We start from the raw sequence: 22,426 nt of genomic DNA, 5'->3' as shown, positions 1-22,426 counted from the left end.
TCCCGACTGGCGCACAGTAACGCCATGAACACACTCGCAGACTTCTACCAGAATCTCGGCCTGACCCTGTCCTGGCTGGTCATCGCCACCTTCATTCTCGCCGGCCTGATCAAAGGCATCATCGGCCTCGGCCTGCCCACCGTCGCCATGGGTCTGCTCGGTCTGGCTATGGCACCCTCGCAGGCAGCCGCGCTGTTGATCATCCCGGCGACCCTGACCAACCTCTGGCAACTGGCATTCGGCGGGCATCTGCAAGGCCTGATCAAACGCCTTTGGCCGATGTTGCTGATGATCATCCTCGGCACCGGCATCGGCACCTTATGGATCGGCATGGCCGGCGGACATTGGGTGGTGCGCGGACTCGGTGCGGCGTTGTTGCTGTATGCGCTGAGCGGCTTGTTGCTGCCGACGCTCAGTGTAAAACCCCGCCATGAAGGCTGGCTTGGCCCGGTCTGTGGTTTGATCACTGGCATCATCACCTCCGCCACCGGCGTGTTCGTGATTCCGGCGGTGCCCTATCTGCAGGCGCTGGGTTTGAGCCGTGACGAACTGGTGCAGGCGCTTGGCCTGTCGTTCACTGTCTCGACCCTGGCGCTGGCCGGCGGCTTGCTCTGGCGTGGCGCACTCGGCGGCGGTGAATTGAGCGCTTCGTTGCTGGCGCTGATTCCGGCGGTGCTGGGCATGTTGCTCGGCCAATGGCTGCGGCAACGCATCAGCGCGGTGCTGTTCAAGCGAGTGTTCTTCATCGGTCTGGGCGCGCTCGGCGCCCATTTGTTGATCAGCGGTTAGCCGAGGCTGCGCTGAGCATGTCGATCGGGCGGATATCGAAATCGCGCTCCAGATAGTCCATGCGCTCGGCGAAAAATGCCTTCATGTGCGGCAGGTTCGAGTGCACATCCAGGTGCGCCTGGCTCTCCCAGATCTCGTAAAAGATAAACAGCGACGGATCTTCCTTGTCGCGCAGCATGTGGTATTCGATGCAACCAGGCTCGGCGCGGCTCGGTTCAACATAGGCGCGAAACAGCGCCTCGAAGGCCGCGGATTTTTCCGGGCGGGTCTTGGCGTGCAGGATGAAACCCTGGCGTTCACTCATCTCAAATACCTCCTCAAATGCAGATGGCCGCGCATGCTATGGCAATAATCGGCATTCGATTCGTGCTTTTCAGTCAAATGTATTTTGCGTAATCACGGCTTATTCCGCGCGAGGCGGACGGTTAATCTGCCGCCATTCCAGTTTCTCTTCTCACCCCAGCCCAGTGGCTGCGCCGAGGTTTTGTCATGAAAAAAGTGCTGTTGCTCAATGGCGGTAAAAAATTCGCCCACTCCGACGGTCGCTACAACGCCACCCTGCACGAAGCTGCGCTGAGCGTGCTTGATCGTGGCGGGCTCGACGTCAAAACCACTTTCATCGACGAGGGTTACGACGTCGCGGAAGAAGTGGCCAAATTTCTCTGGGCCGACGTGATCATTTATCAGATGCCGGGCTGGTGGATGGGCGCACCGTGGACGGTGAAAAAGTACCTCGACGAAGTCTTCACCGAAGGCCACGGCAGCCTCTACGCCAGCGATGGCCGCACCCGCTCCGACGCCTCGCAGAAGTACGGCAGCGGCGGTCTGATTCAGGGCAAGCAATACATGCTGTCGCTGACCTGGAACGCACCGCAGCAAGCGTTCGATGACCCGACGGATTTCTTCGAGGCCAAAGGTGTTGATGCGGTGTACTTCCCGTTCCACAAGGCCAACGAATTTTTGGGCATGACCGCATTGCCGACGTTCTTGTGCGTGGACGTGATGAAACGCCCGAACATCGAGGGTGATGTGGCGCGTTACGAGCAGCATCTGACCGAGGTGTTTGGCCTTAAGGCTTGAGGCTACCACCTGTGCCCAGGGGATTAATCTGGGGTTATGGGTTTTATTGTGGTGAAGAGATTTATTGTTGAGGGGATTTATCTGTGTTGATGGGATTCATTGTTGAGGGGATGTACCTGTGTTGATGGGATTTATTGTGGCGAGGGGATTTATCCCCGATGGGTCGCGCAGCGGCCCCGCGCTTGATCCTGAAACAGAGCGGGCCTGCTGCGCAGTCCATCGGGGATAAATCCCCTCGCCACAAGTGGATCTCTGTGAACAGAAAATTCCCCACCCGCTCAAGCCATTCCTTCACCACAATACAGGGGTGATGACCATCCTAAGGGACACCCGTGAAAGCCAGATCCGATGAGTTGCAGATTTTCGTCTGTGTGATCGAGTGCGGTTCCATCTCCGCCGCCGCCGAGCAAGTCGGCCAGACGCCGTCGGCCGTCAGCCGCACGCTGTCGAAGCTGGAAGCCAAACTCGACACCACGCTGATCAACCGCACCACGCGGCGCATGGATCTGACCGAGGAGGGCAAGTACTTCTTCGAGCACGCCAAGCTGATTCTTGATCAGATGGATCAACTCGAAGAACGCCTGTCCTCGCGCCAGCAGACCCCGTCCGGGCGTCTGCGTATCAACGCCGCGTCGCCGTTCATGCTCCACGCGGTGGTCCCCTACATCGACGAATTTCGCCGGCTCTACCCGGACATCCAGCTCGAACTCAACAGCAATGACCTGATCATTGACCTGCTGGAACAAAGCACCGACATCGCCATCCGCATCGGCACCCTCGCCGATTCGACGCTGCACGCGCGTTCGCTCGGTTGCAGTCCGCTGCTGATCGTCGCCAGCCCTGCGTATCTGGAAAAACACGGCGCGCCACAGCAAGTCGCCGATCTGAGCGAGCACACCTTGCTCGGCTTCACTCAGAACGAAGGCCTCAACCAATGGCCGCTGCGTTACGTGCACGGTGACCGCTGGCCGATCACCCCGGCGATCAGCGCCTCCAGCGGCGAGACCGTGCGGCATCTGGCGCTGGAAGGGCAGGGCATCGCTTGCCTGTCGCACTTCATGACCATCGACGACATCCGTGCCGGCCGTTTGAAAGTCCTGCTCGGCGAATTCAACAGCGGTTATCGCCAGCCGATCAACGCGGTGTACTACCGTAACTCGCAATTGGCGTTGCGCATTCAGTGCTTCCTCGACTTTATCCAGAGCAAACTCGCCGCCTACGCCAGCGCCGATTTCAAGGGCTGATTCGTGACCTCTGCGCAAGAGTGAATTGGGCGGGAGCGGGTTTTTCCCCCGGTCTCACGGGCCGATACTCGTCCCATCACTTACTCACGCAGGGAGTTACTCCATGAACGTATTCGTCACCGGCGCTGCCGGTTTTATCGGCGGCTCGATCGCTACCGGTCTGGTTCAGGCCGGGCATAACGTCACCGGGCTGGTGCGCAGCGCCGAACAGGCTGCTGAGCTGAAAGCACTCGGCATTTCCCCGGTCATCGGTACCCTCGATGACAAAGCACTGCTCGCCGAACAGGCCAGCGCCGCTGATGCCGTCATCAACGCCGCCAGCAGCGACCATCGCGGCGCCGTCGAAGCCTTGCTCGATGCTTTGCGCGGTACCAACAAAGTCTTTCTGCACACCAGCGGTTCGAGCATCGTTGGCGATGCGTCGGGCGGCAAGTCCAGTGACGTCATCTACTTTGAAGACAACCTGCCGGAGCCGACCGTCGACAAGGCCGCACGCGTGGCCATCGACAACCTGATCCTCGCCGCGGCAAAGGATGGCGTGAATTCCGCCGTCATCTGCAACACGCTGATCTACGGCCACAGCCTGGGCGTCAAACGTGACAGCGTGCAACTGCCGCGATTGCTCAAGCAGGCGCGCAAAAGCGGCGTGGTACGCCACGTCGGCAGCGGCCAGAACATCTGGTCCAACGTGCACATCGAAGACGTCGTCGCCCTCTACCTGCTGGCACTGACCAAAAACGTTCCGGGTACTTTCTACTTCGTTGAAAGCGGCGAAGCGTCGTTCATCGACATGACCACCGCCATGGCCCAAGCGCTGAACCTGGGCCAACCGCAAGACTGGCCATTGAAAGACGCCGAAGCCGAATGGGGCTACGAAATGGCCAACTACGGCCTCGGCTCCAACAGCCGAGTGCGCGGCAAACAGGCGCGTGAACTGCTGGGCTGGGCGCCGAAACGCACGTCAGTGGTTGAATGGATTCGTAACGAAATGGTGTGATGGGTGTTTGAGCCCCGCCAGGCTTTGCTATCACCCTTCAAAATCTTCAAAACGGCTGCCATCGGGCAGCCGTTTTCGTTTAAGGCTTTGCGCTTGTATTGCGTCAGACCTATGGTGCTCTGAACGTCGCCAGTTCAGCAGGTACAGGTAATGGACGCTTGTCGCGATTATTGGCGGACGTCATGGCCGTGCAGGCGGGCTACGTGCCGCTGGATTACAGCAGTTGGGAACGAAACAAAGAGGCTTATTTTGCAGCGATCAGTCAGGGGCTGAACTGCAACTACGAACCCATGGAGTATTGGGTTCGGCAGGCATTGTGGACTTGAAGTCGACGCTACTTGGCCAGGGACAAATTTAGAAACTTACTGGATCTGACTTTGAGTTTGCGCTCAATTGCCTCGACACTTTGGCCCGTCTCTATGGCTGTCGAGCTGGCGATTGCGCGGATCAGAGTATCGGCTGTCAGTTTTTTTCTGGTGCGACGCGCGGAGGTCATGGCGGGGACTCTACGGAATTTGTAAGGCGAGTATAGCGCTTGGCTGGCTTAGAGAAACACAACGTAAGGCTGGACGCGAACCTGTGGGAGCTGGCTTGCCAGCGATAGCGGTTCACCATTCAGCATCTAAGTTGAATGTGCAGCCGTCATCGCTGGCAGGCCAGCTCCCACAGGTTATCCGCGTTCTATCTGACGCAATGCAATCAAACTGTAGGAGTGAGCCTGCTCGCGATAGCGGTCATTCGGCCAATGATGATATTGACTGTTACGACGCAATCGCGAGCAGGCTCACTCCTACAGGGGGGCTTTGTGGCTGCACAAGTATGTAAATCGCGCCCCGCGATTTTCATTAATCACGACAAGACATATCCATTTACGACACACCTTACCTCTCCACGAAAATTACTTTCATGCGGTTTGAAATCTCGATCTCGAAATGATTTATGAGTTTCACAACCCATTCGAACGTGACCCTTTCGAGGAGTACCGCATGACGCCTTCCTTCGGCTATTGGCTGCTGGTGTATGCCGCCGTTGCCATCATCGCGCTGATCGTGTTGATCGCCCGTTACCGGCTCAATCCGTTCATCGTCATTACCCTGATCTCCATCGGCCTGGCGCTGGTCGCGGGGATGCCGCCGTCGGGTGTGGTAGGGGCGTATGAGGCCGGGGTGGGCAAGACGCTGGGGCATATTGCGCTGGTGGTTGCGCTGGGGACGATGCTTGGCAAGATGATGGCCGAGTCCGGCGGTGCCGAGCAGTTGGCGCGCACGTTGATCGACAAGTTTGGTGAAAAGAATGCGCACTGGGCGATGGTCTGCATCGCGTTTCTGGTCGGGCTGCCGCTGTTCTTCGAGGTCGGTTTTGTCTTGCTGGTGCCGATTGCGTTCACCGTGGCGCGCCGCGTGGGTGTGTCGATTCTGATGGTCGGTTTGCCGATGGTCGCCGGCCTGTCGGTGGTACATGCGCTGGTGCCGCCGCACCCGGCGGCGATGCTGGCGGTGCAGGCTTATCAGGCGTCGGTCGGGCAGACCTTGCTGTACGCGATTGCCATCGGCATTCCAACGGCAATCATTGCTGGCCCGCTGTACGCCAAATTCATCGTGCCGCGCATTCACTTGCCGGCGGATAACCCGCTGGAAAAACAATTCCTCGACCGCGAACCGCGCGACAAGCTGCCGGGGTTCGGCATCACCATGGCGACCATTTTATTGCCGGTGGTGTTGATGCTGATCGGCGGTTGGGCCAACCTGATTTCCACGCCGGGCAGCGGTTTCAACCAGTTCCTACTGTTCATCGGCAACTCGGTGATCGCGCTGTTGCTGGCGACGTTGCTGAGTTTCTGGACGCTGGGTATCGCCCAGGGTTTCAGCCGTGAATCGATTCTCAAATTCACCAACGAATGCCTGGCGCCAACGGCCAGTATCACTCTGTTGGTCGGCGCTGGCGGCGGTTTGAACCGCATTCTGGTCGACGCTGGTGTGACCGATCAGATCGTCGGCCTCGCTCACGAATTCCACCTGTCGCCGCTGATCATGGGCTGGCTGTTCGCAGCGCTGATGCGCATCGCTACAGGCTCGGCGACCGTGGCCATGACCACCGCGTCCGGCGTGGTCGCGCCGGTGGCCATTGGTCTGGGATATCCACACCCTGAGCTGTTGGTGCTGGCGACCGGCGCCGGCTCGGTTATCTTTTCCCACGTCAACGACGGCGGCTTCTGGTTGATCAAGGAATACTTCAACATGACGGTCGCGCAGACGTTCAAGACCTGGACCGTGCTTGAGACGTTGATCTCGGTAGTCGCGTTCGGCCTGACCGTCGGCCTTTCTTACTTGCTGTAACCGGAGCCCGCCGCCCATGGACATCCTCTACCAGATCCGCGCCCGTCAGGATTCCTTCAGCGCCGGCGAAGGCCGTATCGCCCGGCTGATGCTCGACGACGTCGGTTTCGCCGCCAGCGCCAGCCTCGAAGACCTCGCGCAACGCGCCGAAGTCAGCACCGCCACGCTGTCGCGGTTTGCGCGCACCGTCGGCTGTCGTGACCTGCGTGATCTGCGCCTGCAACTGGCTCAGGCCAGCGGTGTTGGCAGCCGTTTTCTCGACCCGGCGGGCACGCCTGAACAGTCAGCGTTCTACGGGCAAATCGTTGGCGACATCGAAACCACCTTGCGTCAGCATCTGGCCGGTTTCGATGAATCACGCTTCGCCGATGCAGTGAGATTGCTCGGCCAGGCGCGGATGATTCACGCCTTCGGCATGGGCGGTTGCTCGACGCTGTGCAGCGATGAATTGCAGGTGCGGCTGGTGCGCCTCGGCTATCCGATTGCGGTGTGTCATGACGCGGTGATGATGCGCGTCACCGCCGCCAGCCTCAACGCCGAGCAAGTGGTCATCGTCTGCTCGCTGACCGGCATCACCCCGGAGCTTTTGGAAACGGTGGAACTGGCGCGCAACTACGGCGCGCGCATTCTCGCCATCACCCGCGCTGACTCGCCGCTGGCCGAACTGGCCGACGTCGTGCTGCCGCTGCAGAGTGCGGAAACCTCGTTCATCTACAAACCGACGGCGGCGCGCTACGGCATGCTGCTCGCCATCGACGTGCTCGCGACCGAGCTGGCGCTGGCCAATCCTGAAGACAATCAAGAACGTCTGCGGCGGATCAAACTCGCCCTCGACGAATACCGTGGCGGCGACGATCACCTGCCGCTGGGAGACTGACATGCTGTACGACACCCTGATTCGCAACGCCTTGATCATCGACGGCAGCAACACGCCCGGCTACCAGGCCGACGTGGCAATCCGCGATGGCCGTATCGAGCGCATCGGCGATTTGTCCGAGGCCACGGCGACCGAAGAAATCGACGCCGCCGGCCGCGTGCTGGCGCCGGGTTTTATCGACGTGCACACCCATGACGACACGGTAGTGATTCGTCAGCCAGAGATGCTGCCAAAACTCAGCCAGGGCGTGACCACAGTGATTGTCGGCAACTGCGGGATCAGCGCTTCGCCGGTGACGCTGCAGGGCAATCCGCCGGACCCGATGAACCTGCTCGGCACCGCGGCGGCGTTTGTTTATCCACGTTTTAGCGATTACCGCGCGGCGGTTGAAGCGGCGAATACCACGCTGAACGTCGCCGCACTGATCGGCCACACGGCGCTGCGCAGCAATCATCTGGATGACCTGTTGCGCACCGCGACCCCGGATGAAATCGCCGCGATGCGCGAGCAATTGCGTGAAAGCCTTGAGGACGGTGCGTTAGGTTTATCCACAGGTCTGGCCTACGCCAGCGCTTACAACGCCTCCACCGATGAAGTCATGCAATTGACTGAAGAACTCACGGCATTCGGCGCGGTGTACACCACGCATTTGCGTAGCGAGTTCGCCCCGGTTCTGGAGGCGATGGACGAGGCGTTTCAGATCGGTCGTCACGCCAAATCGCCGGTGATCATTTCCCACCTCAAATGCGCCGGCGTGGGTAACTGGGGGCGCAGTCCCGAGCTGCTCGCATCATTGGAAGAAGCCGCGAAAACCCATCCGGTCGGCTGCGATTGCTATCCGTATGCGGCGAGTTCTTCGACGCTGGATTTGAAGCAAGTTACCGATGCGCATCGCATCACCATCACCTGGTCGACGCCGCATCCGGAAGTCAGCGGTCGCGACTTGATCGACATCGCCGCCGAATGGAACGTGCCGTTGCTCGACGCCGCGAAACGCCTGCAACCGGCGGGCGCGGTGTACTACGGCATGGACGAGGCGGATGTACGAAGAATCCTCGCGCATCCGTTGTCGATGGTCGGTTCTGACGGACTGCCGGAAGATCCGTTCCCGCATCCACGCCTGTGGGGCGCTTTCCCACGGGTGTTGGGCCATTTCAGTCGCGATGTCGGCCTGTTTCCGCTGCACACCGCCGTACACAAGATGACCGGGTTGTCGGCGGCACGGTTTGGTTTGAAGGAGCGCGGCGAGATTCGTGAAGGGTATTGGGCGGATCTGGTGTTGTTCGACCCCGCGACCGTGCGTGATGTCGCGGATTTCAATGATCCGCAACGGGCGGCGCAGGGGATTGACGGGGTGTGGATCAATGGCGTGTTGAGTTATCGCGACGGGCAGGCGAACGGGCGCAGGGAAGGGCGGTTTCTGGCGCGCGAAGGTGATTTACGCAAAGGATTTCATCAGGCGAAATCCCCCCTGTAGGAGCTGCCGAAGGCTGCGATATTTTGATCCACATCTCATAGTGGCACTGTGCAATTAAAGATTGTCGACACCAAGCCGAAGTGCTGACATCCAGCCCAACTACACTGTCGGGCCAACCAGTCAGGGAGCACCCCATGAGCTTCGGCAAAACCACCCCGATCCTGCGGATCTTCGATGAAGCCAAAGCCGTTGAATTCTACGTCGACTTCCTCGGCTTCAAGATCGACTGGCAGCACCGTTTCGAAGCGAATTTCCCGTTGTATCTGCAGGTGTCTCGCGGTGAGTGCGTGTTGCATTTGTCCGAACATCACGGCGATGCGAGCCCGGGTTCGGCGCTGCGTATTGAGACGGATGAGCTGGAGGTGTTTCAGCAGCAATTGATCGCCAAGGACTACAAGTTCTCGCATCCGCAGATTCAGGCGATGCCGTGGGGGAGTCAGGACATGACCATTGCGGATCCGTTTGGTAATCGGTTGGTGTTTACCAACGCGATTTGTCTCTGAGCTGAAAAGCCCCTCACCCTAGCCCTCTCCCAGAGGGAGAGGGGACAGATCCGGGGATGCTTGAGAGATACACCAACCTGAACCAGCTCGGTCGAATTCATAATCGACTCGGTCATTCAGGTCAATGTATAGCGCCAGACACCTCGGTCGGCCCCCTCTCCCTCGGGAGAGGGCTGGGGTGAGGGTGAAATGGCACACCGCAAAAAGAAGCCCGCCATCCAACCCTTCCTGTTGGGCCGCGGGCTTTTGCGTTACTCGGTCGGCACTAACTGGTCCAGCACGCGATTAACAGCCATTTCCGCCACCATCACCACTTGCGCAATGCCCTGCAAAGTCTTGCGATGGGTGCCTTCAACCTGCGCGGCATGGTTGTTGAGCATGACGGTGGCCGAGCCAAGGGTTTCACTGGCGTCGGTCAGCAGGGATTCGGTGTTCGCCGCGGGGTTGGCCATGTACAGCGTGTTGGGCGAGTAGGGCGTGGCCATGAGGTCGGCGTTCGTCGGACCGAGGTAGTGGTCGAGCGCGCGCTCGGCGGCTTCGTGGAATTTCTTCGAATCGGGGGATTCGTAGGGGGATGCCGGGTCGGTGGCCGGCGGGTTTGGCGTAACTTTGAACATTAACCAGATCCTCAAATTAAGCTGGCCACCGCTTCTCTACTAAAAGAAGTGGAGGCAGCTATGCGCAGGTTAGTAGACCGGGGATCTGGGAAACCGGCGCGCCCGAGGGCGCCCTACGCACAGCCACCATAACGTTCAGGCAAGACCCGATTGCTTGATGAGCTATACGCCCCAAATATTCCGGGCTACTAAACCCGATCACTGGAAATCAGTGACGCAATCAAGTTACGCAGCATGCTCAGGGCGCACAAGCCGGCGGATTCTGGCGTAGGCGTAGGTTATGGCGCAAGGATTTGTGGGCTGTTTCGCGTAACGCCGGGTGTCCTTAAACAGCATTATCGAAAGTGTTTATTGCGTTGTGGTGAGAGGCCTCATCGCGAGCAGGCTCACTCCTACAATTGATCTTCAGTGAACGCAAATTCTGTGTCCGACACAAACCTCTGTAGGAGTGAGCCTGCTCGCGATGAGGCCAGAACATTCACCCCCGATGCATCTGCCGAAACTCCCCCGGCGGCATCCCGCGTCGGCTCTTGAATGTGCGGTGAAACGACCTCGGTTCGGTAAACCCCAGATACTGCGCAATGTCCTGAATCGGCAACGTACTGTTGAGCAAATAATGCTCCGCCAGCTCCTGACGCAAATCATCGAGAATCTGCTGATACGACGTCCCCGCCTGATGCAACTGGCGCTGCAACGTACGCACCGACACCGCCAGATGCTCGGCCACCTGTTCCTTGCGCGGCAAGCCTTCCTTAAGCAACTGCCGCAGAATGTTCTTCACCTGCTGCTCCAGCGACGCATCCTCCAGCGTTGCCATCAACCCCAGCGCATGTTCCTCCAGGGTGCGCAGTAACTGCGCATCGGCCTGACGTAGCGGCAACTGCAAATACGCCAGCGGCACGATCAGCGCCGAATACGCCTGATCAAACACCACCGGGCAATCGAAAAACGCCTCGTACTGCGCAGGCGTCGCCTCGGCCGGGCACGCATGTTCAAGCCAGACAGCGGCCGGCGACATCTGCGTGTCGGCGATCCAGCGTGCATATTGCAGCCATGAGCCGAGCACGTTCTCCACCAGATGCCGGCGAATCCGTGGGCGCTGATAACGGCACGTCCAGATCAGATGCACGTGGCCATCCAGCACTTCGGCACGACTCACGCCCATGTCGCCGACCAGTTTTTCGAACGGCATGATCCGGCTCATCGCATCGCCCAACGTCGCGCAGTTCATGGTGATGTAACCGAGCACGCTCCACGAATTGGGCAGGACGAAATTCGCCGCGTTGAGCCCGAACAACGGATCCCCCGAGTGCTCGCAGAAATAATCCAGCAGCCGCTCATGCGCCTCACCGGGCAAGCGCAGGGTGTTGTCGCTCAACTGCTGCGCCTGCAAACCCGCCGCCGCCAACGCCGGTTCGACGGCCATGCCCAGTTGCTCGGCATGGCGCAGGTATTTGAGCAGCGGCGGAACCGAGGTGAAGCCAAGCGATTGCATGATCCCATTCCTTTGATCAACGGCGGCGAGGGCGGACGAATAGCCTGAAAGGTAATTTGAAACCCCGACTAAAGTAAATGGCTGACGCTTGCGCGACGTTTGACTCAATTGGCTACACGAACTGGCCGGATGCGACCGTGACACTTTACGGCCGCTGGCTAGTATGGGGGCCTGAAATATCACTGATCTGACGGCAAAAAAAGGACACACGCATGCGACGCTGGAACGGCTGGGGAGATGCAACCACGGTGGTCGAACTGCCGGCCCAGGGCGCGGAGTTTCTTCATGAACGACTGGGCGAGGGGCGCGCGCTGCCCGATGCGACCCTTGAAGCTGCATTGGCGCGTGTGCCGGCCTCGCGGTTGTCGGCGCACACGTTGTACAGCGTTGATGCTCATGATCGTTTGTTGCATGCGCGGGGCCAGAGCCTGCCGGACTGGCTGGCGTTGCGCGAAGGTGCGCTGGGCAATTATCCCGATGCGGTGGCGTTTCCCGAGACCGCTGAACATATTCGCCAATTGCTGGCGCTCGCCCACGAACAGGACTTGTGCCTGATCCCGTATGGCGGCGGCACCTCGGTGGCCGGGCACATCAATCCGCCGGATTCAGCGCGGCCAGTGGTGACGGTGTCGCTGGCGCGGATGAATCGCCTGATCGATCTCGACGAACAAAGCCTGCTGGCAACGTTCGGCCCCGGTGCGAGTGGGCCGCAGGTGGAAAGTCAGTTGCGTGCGCGGGGCTACACGTTGGGGCATTTTCCGCAGTCGTGGGAGTTGTCGACATTGGGTGGTTGGGTTGCCAGTCGTTCCAGCGGTCAGCAGTCGTTGCGCTATGGCCGGATCGAGCAACTATTTGCGGGCGGAACGCTGGAAACCTTTGCCGGGCCGATGCACATTCCAACCTTTCCGGCTTCGGCTGCCGGGCCAGATTTGCGCGAAGTGGTGCTGGGTTGCGAGGGCCGTTTCGGGATCATTTCCGAGGTCAAAGTGCGGGTCAGCGCGCTGCCCGCCGATGAACGTTTCTACGGCGTGTTTCTGCCCTCTTGGACCAAGGCCCTGCAAGCCATCCGCCAATTGGCCCAGGCACGCGTACCGCTGTCGATGTTGCGCCTGTCCAACGCCGTGGAAACCGAAACGCAACTGGCGCTGGCCGGTCATCCGCAACAAATCGCCTGGCTGGAAAAGTATCTGAAGCTAAGGGGGGCAGCAGAGGGCAAATGCCTGCTGACCTTCGGCGTCACCGGCAATCGTCGGCAAAACGCGCTGTCGCTGACCCAGGCGCGGCAGCATCTGAAGGCGTTCGGTGGCGTGTTCACCGGCACTTTGCTCGGCAAGAAATGGGCGCAGAACCGCTTCCGTTTCCCTTACCTGCGCGAGAACCTGTGGAACGCCGGTTACGTGGTCGACACCCTGGAAACCGCCACCGACTGGAGCAACGTCGACAACCTGCTCAACCTCATCGAAAACAGCCTGCGCGAGGCCTTGGCCGCCGAAGGCGAACGCGTGCATGTCTTCACCCACTTGTCCCACGTCTACGGTGAAGGTTCGAGCATCTACACCACTTACGTGTTTCGCCCGGCGGCTGACTATCCGGCAACGCTGGCACGCTGGAAAGCGCTCAAACACGCGGCCAGCCAGACCATCGTCGACAACCACGGCACCATCAGCCACCAACACGGTGTCGGCAAGGATCACGCGCCGTATCTGCTGCGCGAGAAGGGCGCACTGGCGATGGATACCTTGCAGGCGCTGAGCAAACACTTCGATCCGGCCGGGCGCCTCAACCCCGGCACGCTGTTGCCGGAGTGACGGCCATGAGTCAGGACTGGAACGCCGCATGGCGCCAGCAGACTCTGCCAACACTGGCGGATGAAACCTGGGATCTGATCGTCATCGGCGGCGGTATCAGCGGCGCCGGCATCCTGCGTGAAGCGGCACGCCGAGGCTGGCGCTGCCTGTTGCTGGAGCAACGTGATTTTGCCTGGGGCACGTCCAGTCGATCGTCGAAAATGGTCCATGGCGGTTTGCGTTACATCGCCAAGGGCCAGTGGCGTCTGACCCGCGATTCGGTGCGCGAGCGTCAGCGCTTGCTCGACGAAGCGCCGGGGCTGGTCGAGCCGATGAGTTTCATGATGCCGCACTATCGCGGCGGCTTTCCCGGGCCTCGGGTGTTGGGTGGCTTGCTGAGCGTTTACGACGCCTTGGCGGGGCGGCGCAGCCATCGTTTTCATGATGCGCAGCAGCTGCGTTATCTGGCGCCGGGCGTGAAGGAAAGTGACTTGCTCGGCGGCACCAGTTTTGTCGATGCGCTGACGGATGACGCGCGACTGGTGATGCGCGTGTTGAGCGAGGCGCGGGCGGATGGCGCTGTCGTGGTCAATGGCGTTCGCGTCGAGCATTTGCTGCGAGAAAACGGGCGAGTGTGCGGCGTTCAGATCGAAGACTGCGAGGCCGGGGCGACCCTGCAATTGCGTTGTGGCGTGCTTGCTGTGGCCACCGGTGCATGGGCTGAGCGCTTGCGGCCGACTGAGGCACCACGGCAATTGCGGCCGTTGCGCGGCAGTCATTTATTGCTGCCGAACTGGCGTTTGCCAGTGGCGCAGGCGTTCACGTTTCTGCATGAACGCGACCGGCGTCCGGTGTTCGTTTTTCCTTGGGAAGGCGCGACGGTGGTCGGCACCACGGATCTCGATCATCGCGGAGATCTCGATCAGAGCGCGAGCATCTCTAACGAAGAACTCGACTATCTGCTGGCGGCCTGCACACAACAATTTCCCGGTGCCGAAGTGACGGCGAATGACGTGCTGTCGACATGGTCGGGCGTACGTCCGGTGGTCGGCAGCGCAGGTGCGCATCAGGACAAACCGTCGAACGAAACCCGCGAACATGTGCTGTGGCAGGAGCCCGGTTGCGTGACCCTGGCCGGCGGCAAACTGACCACGTTCCGCCCGCAAGCCATCGAAGTGCTCAAGGCCTGCGCGGCGATGATCGAACGTGCCTTCGTCGATGATGCCGCGCCGGTGTTTGCCGCCGTTCCTGCGCTGCCGATTCCAGAGTTGAGCAACCATCAATGGCGACGCTTGGCCGGACGGCATGGCCGCAACCTGCCGAAGCTGGCGCAGATGATCAAAGACATCGGCCACGAAACGGTCGGCGCCACGGACACCTTGTGGGCGGAACTGGCCTTCGCCTGCGAAGCGGAAATGGTTCTGCACCTCGACGATCTGCTGTTGCGCCGCACGCGTCTCGGCCTTTTGCTGCCTCACGGTGGCGAAGACTATTTCACCGCCATCCGCCAAATCTGCCAGCCACGACTCGGCTGGAGCGACGCATACTGGCAGCAGGAAATTCAGCGTTATCGGGCGTTGTGGCAACGCCATCACGGTCTGCCGGATGCCACGCCTTGATGCCCCTTGAAGAGAGCTCCATGGATAACCACCCGAACAAGCGTTACCTGCTGGCGATCGACAACGGAACCCAGAGCGTGCGTGCGCTGCTCTTCGATCTGCAAGGCAATTTGCTCGGTAAAGGCAAGGTTGAATTGCAGGCGTATTACTCGACGAAACCGGGTTGGGCCGAGCAGGATCCGGAGTATTACTGGGCGAAACTCGGCGAGGCGTGTCAGCAGGTCTGGGCGCAAACCGGCATTGATCGTTCGCAGATTGCTGGCGTTTCCCTGACCACTCAGCGCGGCACAGTGATCAATGTTGATGCCGAGGGCAAACCGCTGCGCCCGGCGATTTTGTGGCTTGATCAGCGGCAGAGTGAAGTCGAGGGCGGGATCAAAGGGCCGTGGGGCTGGCTGTTCAAACTGGTCGGCGCGCAGGGTACGGTGGATTATTTTCGTGCCCAGGCTGAGGCGAACTGGATTGCGCAGCATCAGCCAGAGGTGTGGGCGGCGACCGACAAGTTTTTGCTGCTGTCGGGGTTTCTCACGCATCGACTGTGCGGGCGTTTTGTCGACTCGGTGGGTTGCTGCGTTGGCTATCTGCCGTTCGATTTCAAACGGCTGAAATGGGCCGCGCCGAGTGACTGGAAATGGCAGGCGCTGGCGGTACGTCCGGAGCAATTGCCGACCCTGCACAAACCCGGTGAAACCCTCGGCTACATCACCGCTGAAGCCGCTCGCCACACTGGTATTCCCGAGGGCTTGCCGCTGATTGCGGCGGGTGCCGACAAGGCGTGTGAAGTGGTCGGTGCCGGTGTGGTCGATGCGGGCACGGTGTGCCTGTCTTACGGCACCACGGCGACCATTACCAGTACCCGTTCGCGCTATCTGGAAATCGTCCCGTTGATTCCGCCGTACCCCTCGGCGGTGCCGGATCAGTTCAACTGCGAGGTGATGATTTATCGCGGTTACTGGATGGTCAGTTGGTTCAAGAACGAGTTCGGCTTGCGCGAGATGCAGCAGGCGCAAGAGCAAGGTATCGAGCCGGAGCAGTTGTTCGATGCGCTGGTCGATGCGGTGCCGCCGGGGTCGATGGGCCTGATGCTGCAACCGTACTGGTCGCCGGGGATTCGTGAGCCGGGCGTGGAGGCGAAGGGCGCGATGATCGGCTTCGGCGATGTGCACACCCGCGCGCATATTTACCGGGCGATTCTCGAAGGGCTGGCGTATGCGTTGCGTCAGGGCATGGAGAACATCGAGCGGCGTTCGAAGGTGTCGATCAAGCGCCTGCGCGTAGCCGGTGGCGGTTCGCAGAGTGATGCGGCGATGCAGCTCACGGCAAATATTTTCGGCCTGCCGGCGGAGCGTCCGCATGTCTACGAAGCGTCTGGCCTGGGCGCGGCGATCTGCTGTGCGGTGGGGTTGGGATTGCACACAGATTTCCCCACGGCCATCGCGGCAATGACCCGTGTAGGCGCGGTCTTCCACCCCCAACCCGAGGCACAAAAAATCTACGAGCAATTGTACAAAGACGTCTACCTACGCATGTACCGCCAACTCAAACCGCTGTACCAAAGCATCCGCAAAATCACCGGCTACCCCGCCTGAAAAACACACCACAAATCCCCCTGTAGGAGCTGCCGAAGGCTGCGATCTTTTGATCTTGTTTTTCAAGATCAACGTCAAAAGATCGCAGCCTTCGGCAGCTCCTACATAAATCGTATCGAGATCTGAAATGGCGTACCGCCAGCTCAAACCGCTGTACCAGAGCATCCGCAAAATCACCGGCTACCCCGCCTGAAAAGCACACCACAAATCCCCCTGTAGGAGCTGCCGAAGGCTGCGATCTGTTGATCTTGTTTTTCAAGATCAACATCAAAAGATCGCAGCCTTCGGCAGCTCCTACAAGAATCGTATCGTCACCTGAAATGGCGTACCGCCAGCTCAAACCGCACTACCAAAGCATCCGCAAAATCACCGGCTACCCCGCCTGAAAAGCACACCACAAATCCCCCTGTAGGAGCTGCCGAAGGCTGCGATCTGTTGATCTTGTTTTTCAAGATCAACGTCAAAAGATCGCAGCCTTCGGCAGCTCCTACATAAATCGTATCGTGATCTGAAATGGCGTACCGCCAGCTCAAACCGCACTACCAGAGCATCCGCAAAATCACCGGCTACCCCGCCTGAAAAACACACCACAATTCCCCCTGTAGGAGCTGCCGAAGGCTGCGATCTTTTGATCTTGTTTTTCAAGATCAACGTCAAAAGATCGCAGCCTTCGGCAGCTCCTACAGGAATCGTATCGTGATCTGAAATGGCGTACCGCCAGCTCAAAACGCTGTACCAGAGCATCCGCAAAATCACCGGCTACCCCGCCTGAAAAACACACCACAATTCCCCCTGTAGGAGCTGCCGAAGGCTGCGATCTGTTGATCTTGTTTTTCAAGATCAACGTCAAAAGATCGCAGCCTTCGGCAGCTCCTACATAAATCGTATCGTGATCTGAAATGGCGTACCGCCAGCTCAAACCGCACTACCAGAGCATCCGCAAAATCACCGGCTATCCCGCCTGAAAGAACGCCACAAATCCCCCTGTAGGAGCTGCCGAAGGCTGCGATCTTTTGATCTTGTTTTTCAAGATCAACGTCAAAAGATCGCAGCCTGCGGCAGCTCCTACAGGGATCGTGTTGAGATTTGAATTGGCGCCATCGGAGAGTTTTTCTGGTGAGATCGGACAGTGTCAGCGGCGAGGTCGGTTGTTAGGCTCATCCCCCACAGCCTCTCCAATAAGAACCACAAGCCATGAAGCTGACCTTCCTCCTGTTGCTGCTTTGTGCAACGGCCCCAAGTGCTTGGGGCTGGTCGAACCATACGGTGGGCAGCTATCTGGCGTTGCAGGATCTGCCGGCCTTGCGCGACGCGCCGCTGGTCGAAGCCGAGCCGCTGGAAGCCTTTCTTGTGCAGCAATACGAGGCCGTGAGTGCGCTGCTGGATGAACAGGAAACCTTCGCCCGCGAACACTTCGTCCAATATCCACCACGCCCCGACGCGCTGAAATTACCCGCCACGCCGAGTGACAATCTGCGCCACGACTTCCTCACGGCATTGCGCATCAATCCCGAGATTTACCTGGCGATGGTCATCCAGCCATTGCCCGGCAAGGACCTGGCCGAGCGCGAGCATTTGCAGGCCAATCAAGTCATGGTCGAGCAAACCCTCTCACCGTGGAATCGCGAGCGCTTCATCGTTGTCGCCGACCGCGAAAAAGTCGCGCCGCTTGCGGTGCTGGCCAGCGCCGCTGATGAGCCGGATTACGGCCACGACATCAACCTGTTCAGCGACAACCCCGGTGCAGTCGGCGCGGTCTATGGCTTCGGCCCGCAGCCGTTCGGCGATGCGCGTTTCCAGTACAGCTCGCAGGCGCCGTTTCACATGGGCTTCTTCCATGAAAGCGCGGTGGTCTATGCCGCTGCCGGTTTCCTTGAACGGAGTTGGCCGGACTGGCGCGCGTATCAATACATGGGCCTGGCGCGACTGGCGTTTGCCAGCGGTCATCCGTACTGGGGCTATCGCTTTCTTGGCTGGGGCCTGCACCACATTCAGGACCTGACCCAGCCCTATCACGCCAAGCCATTGCCGGGCGTCGACCTCGCCAGTCTGCTGCTGCTGGAAGGCAAGGCGCTGGCCGGTTTCGCCGCCGACAAACAGGCCTCCATCGAGCGGGTTGCGACCCGGCATATGGAAGTCGAAAAGTACCAATCGACGTGGCTGCGCCGTTTGCTGCGCGCCGGCCAGCCGCATCCGATGCTCGACGCTTACACCGATGTCGCGCAAGACAAAAGCTATCCGCCGTACTCGGTCGACTACCTGCGCGAAGTGGTCAGCGCTGAGTCGGTCGATGACTCCGCCGCCTTCGACGAAGCGATCGGCCAGTGGCTGGAAACGGCGCCAGCGACCAGCGATTTCAGCGGTGGCAATCAACTGAAAAGTGAAGATTTCGACCATCCGGCACTCAATCAACAGCTGTTCAAACTGCTCGGCCATTTCGGCGCGCACAGCCGGATCTACGTCAGCGCGGGATTGGCGCCCTAGCCCTCGCGGCAGGACAAAAAAAAATAAAAAAACAGGGAAGGAGGAACACATGATCAACACTCGATTGCGCCTGACGGGCGCCGCGCTCCCCGGTGTCGGCCTGGCCGGGCTGCTGCAACTGTGCGCAGTCGATGGCGCACACGCGGTGGAATTCAGCGTGCTCGACAAACAGGTCACCGGCTCGTTCGACACGACTTTGTCCTATGGCCGTTTGTGGCGGGTGCAGGGCCGCGATAAAACCAACGACGACGTCAACACCAACGACGGCAATCGCAACTTCGACACCGGGCTGGTTTCCGAGGTGTACAAGATCACCTCCGAGCTTGAGGCCAACTACCAGAACTACGGCGTGTTCATGCGCGGCACCGCGTTCTACGACACGCAACTGATGGACAAACGCAACAATTACTACGACAACAATAGCCCCTCGCAACCGAGCCAAAGCTACCCGCAGGACGACCACTTCACCGGCCAGACCCGTGACATCGCCGGCAGCCGCATCGAGATGCTCGACGCCTACGTGCATGGCAGTTGGGACGTTGCGCAGATGCCGGTGACCGCGCGTGTCGGCCGGCAGGTGTTCAATTGGGGCGAGGGGATTTTCTATCGCGGCGGGATCAACACCACCAACCCGGTGGACGCGGCCAAGTACCGACTGCCCGGCGCGGAAGTGAAGGAAGTGTTGGTGCCGGTGGAGGCGCTGAGCTTCAACGTCGGCCTCACCGATTCGCTGACGATGGAGAGTTTCTACCAGACCAACTGGAAGGAAACCCGCATCGATCCGGTCGGCACCTTCTACTCGCAAACCGACCTGTTCGCTGACGGCGGCAACACCGGTTACAACAACTTCAGCGGCACGGCGCTCGACACGCCGGTGCCGGGGTTTGGCAATGTCATCGGTCTGTACAGCGCGTTGGGCAACAACCCGTTGCTCAGTCCGGTTTTGCAGACCACTGGCCTGTACGCCAACGGCGTGACGCCGGCTTACGGCAATACGCTGAAGGTGGCGTCGGTCGGCAAGGACTACAACGCGCGCAACGATGGCCAGTTCGGCTTCGCCTTTCGTTACATCGCCGAGCAGCTCAACAGCACCGAGTTCGGTTTGTACATGGTCAATTACCACGCCAAGGAACCGACCATTGCGGCAGATCTGGGCGGCTACAAAGGCATCGACATGAACGCCCTGACCAACCTGTTGGCCGGTGTTGCGGGCGATCAGGCGGGAGCGCTCGCCAACGGTCTGGCCACCGCCGATGTGATGGGCAACATTCAGGCGCATCGTCGCTATGCCGAAGACATTCGCATGTACGGTTTCAGCTTCAACACCACGCTGGGCGAGGCCTCGGTGTTCGGTGAAATCGCTTATCGGCCGAACCTGCCGATCGGCGTCGCGGCGACCAACGATTTGATCGGCGACCTGGCCAACGGTGCGGCTGTGGCGGTGACGGGCCGGTCAATCAACGTCGGCGGGCAGATGGTCAATCTCAACAGCGAGATCAACAACGCCGAGCGCGTCGAAGCGTTCAACACCTCGCTGGGCACCATTTACAACTTCGGCCCGACGGCTTCGTTCGACTCGCTGTTCGGTATCTTCGAACTGGCCTCCGAACACCTGCGCGGCAGCAGCCTGCAATACACCGCTTATGACGGCAGCACGCGTTATTACGCGGGTACCGGTAACTATTCCTATGTGTCGGGCGGTGATCGCGACGATCAGGTCAACCGTGATTCCTACAGCTACACGGCGATGCTCAACGGCACGTGGAACGACGTGTACGCCGGGGTCAACGTCTCGCCTTACATCGTTTACAAGGACGACTTCCAAGGCAACAGCTACCAGGCCGGCAACACCATCGAAGGTCGCAAGGCCTACACGCTGGGGATCAAGGCCAACTACCAGAACAAGCTCGAAGCCGAACTGCAATACACCGAGTTCTACGGTGGCGGGCAAAACAACGGCATCCGCGACCGCGACAACGTCGGGTTCAACCTCAAGTATTTCCTTTGATTGCCCAGAACAAAACTTGCGGCACCCCGTCCCCCTGTGGGAGCGGGCTTGCCCGCGATGACGGCAGCACATTCGACATCAATGGTGGCTGACCCACCGCAATCGCTGGCAAGCCAGCTCCCACAGGTTTTTGTACTTTGGAGAAGATCATGGTTCGCACTTCAAGATTGACCAAGGCTTCGCTAGGGCTTGTTTTAGGTCTGGCCGCTGGCAGCGTTCTCGCCGCCATCACCCCACAACAAGCCGAACAACTGAAAACCACCCTGACCCCCATGGGCGCCGAGCGGGCCGGCAACGCCGCCGGCACCATCCCGGCCTGGACTGGCGGCATCACTCAGGCGCCCGCCGGCTACAAACCCGGCCAGCACCACCCCGATCCATACGCGGCCGACAAACCGCTGTTCACCATCACCAAAGCCAATCTCGACCAGTACAAAGCGCACCTCAGCCCCGGCCAGATCGCCCTGTTCAACAGCTACCCCGACACCTTCCAGATGCCGATCTATCCGTCCCGTCGCTCCGGTTCGGCACCGCAATGGCTGTACGACAACACCCTGAAAAACGCCACCTCGGCCAAGCTGCTCGAAGGCGGCAGCGGCTTCTCCGATGCCTACGGTGGCGTGCCATTCCCGGTGCCAAAGGACGGCGTTGAAGTGCTGTGGAACCACATCACCCGCTATCGCGGCATCTACGTCGTGCGCCGCGCTTCCGAAGCGCCAGTGCAACGTAACGGCAGCTTCGCGCTGGTGACGTCACAGCAGGAAGCGCTGTTCAACTACTACCGCCCGAACGGCCAGTTCGCCGATCTGAAAAACATCCTGTTCTACTACCTCGCCTTCGTGAAAAGCCCGGCGCGACTGGCCGGTAGCGCTGCCCTCGTGCACGAAACCCTCGACCAGCTCAAAGACGCACGCCAGGCCTGGATCTACGACGCCGGCCAACGCCGCGTGCGCCGTGCACCGAACCTTGCGTACGACACGCCGATCGCTTCCTCCGATGGCCTGCGCACTGCCGACGACACCGACCTGTTCAACGGCTCGCCGGATCGCTACGAGTGGAAGCTCAAGGGCAAACAGGAAATCTACATTCCCTACAATAATTACAAAGTCGGCAGCCCCGATGTGAAATACGCGCAACTGCTCACCCCGGGCCACCTAAACCCGCAATACACCCGCTACGAACTGCACCGGGTCTGGGTGGTGGAAGGCAACCTGAAACCGGGCTCGCGGCATATCTACTCGAAACGCGTGCTGTTCCTCGATGAAGACAGCTGGGGCGCGGCACTGGTCGATCAATACGATGGGCGAGGGGAGTTGTGGCGCGTGTCGATGGCCTACCTGAAAAACTTCTACGACCTGCCGACCACGTGGAGTGCGCTGGACGTGTTCCATGATCTGCAGGCGCGTCGTTACTATGTGCAGAACCTTGATAACGAGGAAGCGGAGACTGTCGATTTTGCACAACCGGTGCCGGAGGATGCGTACTTCATGCCGTCGGCATTGCGGCAGCGTGGGACGCGTTAAG

General features: G+C 59.9%; 18 protein-coding genes. 15 read left to right on the top strand and 3 right to left on the bottom strand.

Features of this window, described 5'->3' with window-relative positions:
* The first annotated feature begins 24 nt into the window (after positions 1–24).
* The gene (locus ACZZ0B_RS22470; protein ID WP_463546263.1) at positions 25–789 is read left to right on the top strand and encodes a sulfite exporter TauE/SafE family protein; all 765 of its coding nucleotides are present in this window, start codon (positions 25–27) and stop codon (positions 787–789) included.
* Here ACZZ0B_RS22470 and ACZZ0B_RS22465 read toward each other — a convergent pair.
* Positions 779–1,093: a putative quinol monooxygenase gene (locus tag ACZZ0B_RS22465; RefSeq protein ID WP_463546262.1), complete on the bottom strand. Its 315-nt coding sequence runs from the start codon at positions 1,091–1,093 to the stop codon at positions 779–781. The two genes, ACZZ0B_RS22470 and ACZZ0B_RS22465, sit on opposite strands and share 11 nt — an antisense overlap.
* Before the next feature lie 185 nt (positions 1,094–1,278).
* Between ACZZ0B_RS22465 and mdaB the strand changes: the two genes are divergently transcribed.
* From mdaB to ACZZ0B_RS22425, 8 genes are all read left to right on the top strand, one after another.
* Positions 1,279–1,869 (top strand): NADPH:quinone oxidoreductase MdaB, encoded by a 591-nt coding sequence (gene mdaB, locus ACZZ0B_RS22460; RefSeq protein WP_008083391.1) that lies wholly within the window; start codon positions 1,279–1,281, stop codon positions 1,867–1,869.
* A gap of 332 nt (positions 1,870–2,201) precedes the next feature.
* Complete coding sequence (locus ACZZ0B_RS22455; RefSeq protein WP_053116979.1) at positions 2,202–3,113, top strand: LysR family transcriptional regulator; 912 nt, start codon at positions 2,202–2,204, stop codon at positions 3,111–3,113.
* A gap of 103 nt (positions 3,114–3,216) precedes the next feature.
* Entirely contained in the window at positions 3,217–4,110 is an 894-nt protein-coding gene (locus ACZZ0B_RS22450; protein WP_463546261.1) for an NAD-dependent epimerase/dehydratase family protein, read from the top strand.
* A gap of 158 nt (positions 4,111–4,268) precedes the next feature.
* Positions 4,269–4,436 carry a hypothetical protein gene (locus ACZZ0B_RS22445; protein WP_400774731.1) on the top strand — a complete coding sequence of 56 codons (168 nt, stop codon included), beginning with the start codon at positions 4,269–4,271 and terminating at the stop codon, positions 4,434–4,436.
* Between the two features lie 660 nt (positions 4,437–5,096).
* A complete protein-coding gene (locus tag ACZZ0B_RS22440; protein ID WP_463546260.1) occupies positions 5,097–6,446 on the top strand; it encodes a GntP family permease in 1,350 nt (449 codons plus the stop codon).
* Between the two features lie 16 nt (positions 6,447–6,462).
* Complete coding sequence (locus ACZZ0B_RS22435) at positions 6,463–7,323, top strand: MurR/RpiR family transcriptional regulator (RefSeq protein ID WP_463546259.1); 861 nt, start codon at positions 6,463–6,465, stop codon at positions 7,321–7,323.
* A gap of 1 nt (position 7,324) precedes the next feature.
* A complete protein-coding gene (locus tag ACZZ0B_RS22430; protein WP_463546258.1) occupies positions 7,325–8,800 on the top strand; it encodes an N-acyl-D-amino-acid deacylase family protein in 1,476 nt (491 codons plus the stop codon).
* A gap of 134 nt (positions 8,801–8,934) precedes the next feature.
* On the top strand, positions 8,935–9,303 hold the full coding sequence (locus ACZZ0B_RS22425; protein WP_150646848.1) for a glyoxalase superfamily protein: 369 nt from the start codon (positions 8,935–8,937) through the stop codon (positions 9,301–9,303).
* 251 nt (positions 9,304–9,554) lie between these two features.
* On the opposite strand, the gene ACZZ0B_RS22420 is transcribed toward ACZZ0B_RS22425, so the two are convergent.
* The gene (locus ACZZ0B_RS22420; RefSeq protein WP_158830174.1) at positions 9,555–9,920 is read right to left on the bottom strand and encodes a DUF6124 family protein; all 366 of its coding nucleotides are present in this window, start codon (positions 9,918–9,920) and stop codon (positions 9,555–9,557) included.
* 478 nt (positions 9,921–10,398) lie between these two features.
* Positions 10,399–11,415: an AraC family transcriptional regulator GliR gene (gene gliR, locus ACZZ0B_RS22415; protein ID WP_463546257.1), complete on the bottom strand. Its 1,017-nt coding sequence runs from the start codon at positions 11,413–11,415 to the stop codon at positions 10,399–10,401.
* Positions 11,416–11,627: 212 nt separating this feature from the next.
* On the opposite strand from gliR, the gene ACZZ0B_RS22410 reads away from it, so the two are divergent.
* From ACZZ0B_RS22410 to ACZZ0B_RS22385, 6 genes are all read left to right on the top strand, one after another.
* Complete coding sequence (locus ACZZ0B_RS22410) at positions 11,628–13,223, top strand: FAD-binding oxidoreductase (RefSeq protein WP_463546256.1); 1,596 nt, start codon at positions 11,628–11,630, stop codon at positions 13,221–13,223.
* Between the two features lie 5 nt (positions 13,224–13,228).
* Positions 13,229–14,821 (top strand): glycerol-3-phosphate dehydrogenase/oxidase, encoded by a 1,593-nt coding sequence (locus tag ACZZ0B_RS22405; protein ID WP_463546255.1) that lies wholly within the window; start codon positions 13,229–13,231, stop codon positions 14,819–14,821.
* 20 nt (positions 14,822–14,841) lie between these two features.
* Complete coding sequence (locus ACZZ0B_RS22400) at positions 14,842–16,410, top strand: FGGY-family carbohydrate kinase (protein ID WP_463546254.1); 1,569 nt, start codon at positions 14,842–14,844, stop codon at positions 16,408–16,410.
* A 1,194-nt stretch (positions 16,411–17,604) separates the two neighbouring features.
* Positions 17,605–18,894: a phospholipase gene (locus ACZZ0B_RS22395; RefSeq protein WP_463546253.1), complete on the top strand. Its 1,290-nt coding sequence runs from the start codon at positions 17,605–17,607 to the stop codon at positions 18,892–18,894.
* Between the two features lie 49 nt (positions 18,895–18,943).
* On the top strand, positions 18,944–20,902 hold the full coding sequence (locus tag ACZZ0B_RS22390) for a DUF1302 domain-containing protein (protein WP_463546252.1): 1,959 nt from the start codon (positions 18,944–18,946) through the stop codon (positions 20,900–20,902).
* 149 nt (positions 20,903–21,051) lie between these two features.
* Complete coding sequence (locus tag ACZZ0B_RS22385; protein ID WP_463546251.1) at positions 21,052–22,425, top strand: DUF1329 domain-containing protein; 1,374 nt, start codon at positions 21,052–21,054, stop codon at positions 22,423–22,425.
* Position 22,426 lies beyond the last annotated feature (1 nt).

The sequence above is a fragment of the Pseudomonas sp. AC247 genome, from assembly GCF_979258015.1.
Note: the sequence above shows the minus strand (reverse complement) of the source record. Positions and strands in the feature narration are given on the sequence as shown.

What these genes read in the sequence shown, in the direction of transcription:
- ACZZ0B_RS22470 (WP_463546263.1), top strand. Translation starts at nt 25, where the DNA reads ATGAACACACTCGCAGACTTCTACCAGAATCTCGGCCTGACCCTGTCC.
- ACZZ0B_RS22465 (WP_463546262.1), bottom strand. Translation starts at nt 1,093, where the DNA reads ATGAGTGAACGCCAGGGTTTCATCCTGCACGCCAAGACCCGCCCGGAA.
- mdaB (WP_008083391.1), top strand. Translation starts at nt 1,279, where the DNA reads ATGAAAAAAGTGCTGTTGCTCAATGGCGGTAAAAAATTCGCCCACTCC.
- ACZZ0B_RS22450 (WP_463546261.1), top strand. Translation starts at nt 3,217, where the DNA reads ATGAACGTATTCGTCACCGGCGCTGCCGGTTTTATCGGCGGCTCGATC.
- ACZZ0B_RS22440 (WP_463546260.1), top strand. Translation starts at nt 5,097, where the DNA reads ATGACGCCTTCCTTCGGCTATTGGCTGCTGGTGTATGCCGCCGTTGCC.
- ACZZ0B_RS22435 (WP_463546259.1), top strand. Translation starts at nt 6,463, where the DNA reads ATGGACATCCTCTACCAGATCCGCGCCCGTCAGGATTCCTTCAGCGCC.
- ACZZ0B_RS22430 (WP_463546258.1), top strand. Translation starts at nt 7,325, where the DNA reads ATGCTGTACGACACCCTGATTCGCAACGCCTTGATCATCGACGGCAGC.
- ACZZ0B_RS22425 (WP_150646848.1), top strand. Translation starts at nt 8,935, where the DNA reads ATGAGCTTCGGCAAAACCACCCCGATCCTGCGGATCTTCGATGAAGCC.
- ACZZ0B_RS22420 (WP_158830174.1), bottom strand. Translation starts at nt 9,920, where the DNA reads ATGTTCAAAGTTACGCCAAACCCGCCGGCCACCGACCCGGCATCCCCC.
- gliR (WP_463546257.1), bottom strand. Translation starts at nt 11,415, where the DNA reads ATGCAATCGCTTGGCTTCACCTCGGTTCCGCCGCTGCTCAAATACCTG.
- ACZZ0B_RS22410 (WP_463546256.1), top strand. Translation starts at nt 11,628, where the DNA reads ATGCGACGCTGGAACGGCTGGGGAGATGCAACCACGGTGGTCGAACTG.
- ACZZ0B_RS22405 (WP_463546255.1), top strand. Translation starts at nt 13,229, where the DNA reads ATGAGTCAGGACTGGAACGCCGCATGGCGCCAGCAGACTCTGCCAACA.
- ACZZ0B_RS22400 (WP_463546254.1), top strand. Translation starts at nt 14,842, where the DNA reads ATGGATAACCACCCGAACAAGCGTTACCTGCTGGCGATCGACAACGGA.
- ACZZ0B_RS22395 (WP_463546253.1), top strand. Translation starts at nt 17,605, where the DNA reads ATGAAGCTGACCTTCCTCCTGTTGCTGCTTTGTGCAACGGCCCCAAGT.
- ACZZ0B_RS22390 (WP_463546252.1), top strand. Translation starts at nt 18,944, where the DNA reads ATGATCAACACTCGATTGCGCCTGACGGGCGCCGCGCTCCCCGGTGTC.
- ACZZ0B_RS22385 (WP_463546251.1), top strand. Translation starts at nt 21,052, where the DNA reads ATGGTTCGCACTTCAAGATTGACCAAGGCTTCGCTAGGGCTTGTTTTA.